The sequence below is a fragment of the Microcoleus sp. T2B6 genome, assembly GCF_036700475.1.
GTDB lineage: Bacteria > Cyanobacteriota > Cyanobacteriia > Cyanobacteriales > Microcoleaceae > Microcoleus.
Genome location: NZ_JAUBOZ010000003.1, coordinates 171,603 through 172,640, shown reverse-complemented (window position 1 = coordinate 172,640; position 1,038 = coordinate 171,603). Strand labels below are relative to the sequence as shown.

Annotated in this window: 1 protein-coding gene; it reads right to left on the bottom strand. The window is 47.7% G+C overall.

Annotation, left to right across the window (positions count from 1 at the left end):
* Positions 1–1,038, bottom strand: a 1,038-nt coding sequence (locus QUA00_RS02465; RefSeq protein WP_333408590.1) for an Ig-like domain-containing protein, incomplete at both ends; no start/stop codon positions are given.

The window sequence follows — 1,038 nt, the reverse complement described above, 5'->3', positions numbered from 1 at the left end:
GTGACAACTAAATTAGCACCCACAGCCACACTGGTGGCGTTATCTGCGGGGGTGAAAGTGGCTGTCGGTGGTGTGGTATCAACGGCGGCAGCCGTGGTGAAATTCCAAGCTGTTGCGCCTGTCGTACCGGCATAATTGTTACCAGCTAAGTCTTTAATCGCACCAGCGGCAATTTCGACATAGTATGGAGTGTTTGCTGCCAAGTCAGCAGTCGGATTAATAGTAACGGTAGAGCCACTAACTGTGACATTAGCCGCCGTCACATTAATAGTTTCAACAATTGAGTTATCCGAGACTTTCTTGATAACCAAATTGCCAGTGCCTTTTTGTACGGCTTCATTCAAGGTGACAACTAAATTAGCACCCACAGCCACACTGGTGGCGTTATCTGCGGGGGTGAAAGTGGCTGTCGGTGGTGTGGTATCAACGGCGGCAGCCGTGGTGAAATTCCAAGCAGTTGCGCCTGTAATCCCGGCATAATTGTTACCAGCTAAGTCTTTAATTGCACCAGCGGCAATTTCAACGTAGTAATCAGTGCCGTTAACTAAGTCAATAGTTGGATTAATGGTGACGGTACTGCCAGTAACTGTGACATTTGCGGAGGTGACATCAATGGTTTCAACAACTGAGTTGTCGGAGACTTTCTTGATGACAATATTGCCGATGCCTTTTTGTACGGCTTCACTCAAGGTGACCACTAAATTAGCAGCAACTGCAACACTTGTGGCGTTGTCTGCGGGGGTGAAAGTGGCGGCTGTGGGTGGTGTGGTATCAGTGGCAGTAGTACCGGGATAATAACCTGGTAAGGGATAATAACCTGGTAAGGGATAATAACCTGGTAAGTATTGAATCCCACTGGTGCTGAAATTCCAAGCAGTTGCGCCTGTAGTACCGCCATAATTGTTGCCAGCTAAGTCTTTAATCGCACCGGCGGCAATTTCTACGTAGTAATCAGTACCTTGCGCTAAATCTGCCGTTGGATTAATGGTGACGCTACTACCAGTAACGGTGACATTTGCTGAGGTGACATCAATGGTT